Origin of the sequence: Streptomyces niveus (assembly GCF_001723055.1) — a bacterium.
GTDB lineage: Bacteria > Actinomycetota > Actinomycetes > Streptomycetales > Streptomycetaceae > Streptomyces > Streptomyces niveus.
In genome coordinates, this window is the sequence record NZ_MDCR01000154.1 from 1 (window position 1) to 3657 (window position 3657).

A 3657-nucleotide genomic window follows, 5' to 3' on the forward strand; every position below is an offset into this window, starting at 1 on the left:
CCCCTCGCCCGCCTCCGCCCCCCGCTCCAGCAGCCCCACCAGCGGCACCCCTCACAGCAGCCGCAGCAGCCACGGCCGCGGAACCGGTAACAACAGCACAGGAGGTGGAGGGCGTTGACGACTCAGTCCCACCCGATCGCGCCCCGCCGTACGTATCTCATCGGCCGCGCGCGGCCGAACGCGATCGTCGGCAAGAACCGTGAGACGGGCGAGATCGCGCTGATCATCGCCGGTGCGTTCCTCGGCATGATGAGCGGGCTCATCGTCCCCGTCCTGTCGCTGCGGATCGTGACACTGCTCGGGTTCCCGCTCCTCGCGCTGGCCATCGTGTACGTCCCGTACAAGCACCGCACGTTCTACAAGTGGTTCGAGATCAACCGCAGTTTCAAACGGACCCTGCGCAACGGCACCACCTACCGCTCCTCCGCCATCGAGGCCGGCACCGCGGCCGACGGCCGCGAGGTCGAGGTCGGGCCGCCCCCCGGCATCGGGCGGATCAACTGGCTGGCCGCGCCCTTCGGGCCCGACGAGATCGCCGTACTGCTCCACGCCGACCGCCGCACCGTCACCGCCGCCATCGAGATCGAGGGCCCCGGCGTCGGCCTGCGCGACAGCGAGGACCAGGAAGCCCTCGTCGACCGTTTCGGCACGCTCCTCAAGCACGTCGCGAACGGCGACGGCTTCGTCACCCGCCTCCAGATGCTCGCCCGTACGCTCCCCGCCGACCCCGACGCGCACGCCAAGGACGTCGCCCAGCGCGGCGACTCCGCGTCCCCGGGCTGGCTCCAGGAGTCGTACGAGCAGCTCCAGTCCATGGTCTCCACCTCCAGCGAGCAGCACCGCGCCTACCTCGTGGCCTGCATGCACTACACCCGCGAACTGGCCTCCGAGGGCCAGGCCATGGCCCGCGCCGCCCGCCAGGCCGCGGGCGGCAAGGGACGGGGCCGCAGGCTCGACAGGGACGCCGGTCTCGCCGTCGTCATGGCCCGCGAACTCACCGACATCTGCGCCCGTCTCGCGGAGGCCGACATCCGCGTACGGCAGCCGCTCGGGCAGGCCCGGCTGGCCTCGCTCGTGCACTCGATGTACGACCCGGACCACCCCATAGACCACATCCAGGCCATGACCAAGCGCAACGCCTGGCCCGCCGAGCTGGACGCCATGGAGCCCACCTACCTCCAGGCCAAGACCCGCGAGTCGTCCACCCGCGCCCCCTGGTGCCACTCCACGGCCTGGGTCAAGGAGTGGCCGATGACCCCGGTCGGCGTCAACTTCCTCGCCCCGCTGCTCGTCCACACGCCCGACGTGATCCGGACGGTCGCGGTCTGCATGGACCTGGAGCCCACCGAGGTCGCCATCGAGCGCATGCTCACGGAGAAGACCAACGACGAGGCCGACGCGAGCCGCGCCGCCAAGATGAACCGCACCGTCGACCCGCGCGACATCGCGGCACACGGCCGGCTCGACCAGCGCGGTGAGGACCTCGCCAGCGGTGCGGCCGGGGTCAACATCGTCGGGTACATCACGGTGTCGTCCCGCTCGCCCGAGGCCCTGGCCAGGGACAAGCGGACGATCCGGGCGTCGGCCGGCAAGTCGTATCTGAAGCTGGAGTGGTGCGACCGCGAGCACCACAGGGCCTTCGTGAACACCTTGCCGTTCGCCACCGGCATCCGCCGATGACCGCCAACGAGAAGACCGTCGACGAGAAGACTGTCGAAGACAAGACCGACAAAGAGAAGCCGACCGCCGCTGATAGGGGCCTGTGATGCGAGATCCCATGTCCGCCTTCACGGACGCCTTCACCACGCTCCTCTTCGGAAAGGTGGAGACCACCCGGCTCCCGGTCCGCACGTCCACCGGCCAGGCGCAGGCCGTCTATCTGCCGACCGCCGCCCCCGGCCTCGGCGACTCGGGCGTCATCATCGGCCGCGAGGTCTACAGCGGCAAGGGCTACATCTACGACCCGTTCCAGCTGTACGGGCAGCAACTCCCCGCCCCCCACTGGCTGGTCCTCGGTGAGTCCGGCAACGGCAAGTCGGCGCTGGAGAAGACCTACGTCCTGCGGCAGCTGCGCTTCCGCGACCGCCAGGTCGTCGTCCTCGACGCGCAGGGCGAGGACGGCGCCGGCGAATGGAACCTCATCGCCCAGCAGTTGGGCATAACCCCCATCCGGCTCGACCCGATGGCGGCCCTGGACGGCGGCATCAAGCTCAACCCGCTCGACCCCGCGATCACCACGACCGGACAGCTCGCGCTGCTCCGCACCATCATCGAAGTCGCCATGGGGCACGGCCTGGACGAGCGTTCCGGCTTCGCCCTCAAGGTCGCGCACGCCTACGTCCACTCCACGATCACCGAGCGCCAGCCCGTCCTCATGGACATCGTGGAGCAACTGCGGCACCCCGAGCCGGAGTCGGCCGAGGCGATGAACGTGGACATAGACGACGTACGGGCCTGGGGCCTGGACGTCGCCCTCGTCCTGGACCGGCTCGTCGACGGTGACCTGCGCGGCATGTTCGACGGCCCGACGACCGCCGGTATCGACCTGGACTCGCCGCTCATCGTCTTCGACCTCTCGCACATCGACCGCAACTCGATCGCGATGCCGATCCTGATGGCGATCGTCGGCGTCTGGCTGGAACACACCTGGATCCGCCCCGACCGGAAGAAACGCATCTTCCTGGTCGAGGAGGCCTGGCACATCATCAACTCCCCGTTCGTCGCGCAGCTCTTCCAGCGGCTCCTCAAGTTCGGCCGCCGGCTGGGGCTTTCGTTCGTGGCGGTCGTCCACCACCTCTCCGACGTGGTCGACGGCGCCGCCGCCAAGGAAGCCGCCGCCATCCTCAAGATGGCGTCGACCAGGACGATCTACGCGCAGAAGGCCGACGAGGCACGGGCCACCGGCCAGGTCCTCGGGCTGCCGCGCTGGGCGGTGGAGATCATCCCGAGCCTCACGCCCGGTATCGCGGTGTGGGACGTCAACGGCAATGTCCAGGTCGTCAAACACCTGGTCACCGAGGCCGAACGCCCCCTGGTCTTCACCGACCGCGCGATGACGGAGAACAGCCAGGCGTCCAACGCGTCCGACGCGGCGGACGCCCTCAGCGGCGGGCTGCCCGACGACGTACGAGCCGCCGAGTGGGAGGCGGAACAGCGCGCGATCCTCATGGAGCAGCAGCGGCTGAACGCGTCGTCCGAGTCGACGGTGGCCTGACCGGCATGGCGGCGGGAGGCGGAACCGGCCCCGGATCCGGCGCGCAGCGCGGGATCCCGGACGGTCTGATCCTCGGCGTGCTGGGCTTCCTCCTCGGGATCACGCTCTTCGCGTGGACGGCGACGGGCCTCGCCGCGCTCTTCGCCCACGGTTCGTGGCCGGACTCGGTGACCTTCGCGCGTACGCCGCTGGCGATACGGCAGTTGATCTCCGCCCCGCACGACCTGCCCACCGCCTGGCCGGACACCCCACCGGGCGAGCTGTCGGGATACGGGCTGTTCTGGGGCCTGTTCATCGGCGAGCTGATGGTCGCGGCCGTGCTGACGGTGTTCGTGCTGGGCGTGCTGGCCCGCTGGCGCGCGCTGCGTACGGTACGGCTCCGGGAACGCGAGGTGGCACGCGAGCGGGACGAGGCGCGAGCCGAGGTACGGGCGGAGGTACGG

2 protein-coding genes and 1 pseudogene are annotated in these 3657 nt (G+C 70.1%); all 3 read left to right on the forward strand.

Annotated elements, in window-relative coordinates; genetic code table 11:
• Positions 1-114: 114 nt before the first annotated feature.
• Positions 115-1680: an SCO6880 family protein gene (locus BHU15_RS19280; protein ID WP_069628324.1), complete on the forward strand. Its 1566-nt coding sequence runs from the start codon at positions 115-117 to the stop codon at positions 1678-1680.
• A gap of 85 nt (positions 1681-1765) precedes the next feature.
• Positions 1766-3214: an ATP-binding protein gene (locus BHU15_RS19285; RefSeq protein ID WP_031230883.1), complete on the forward strand. Its 1449-nt coding sequence runs from the start codon at positions 1766-1768 to the stop codon at positions 3212-3214.
• Positions 3215-3219: 5 nt separating this feature from the next.
• Positions 3220-3657, forward strand: a pseudogene (locus BHU15_RS19290) (type VI secretion protein); the annotation flags it as partial.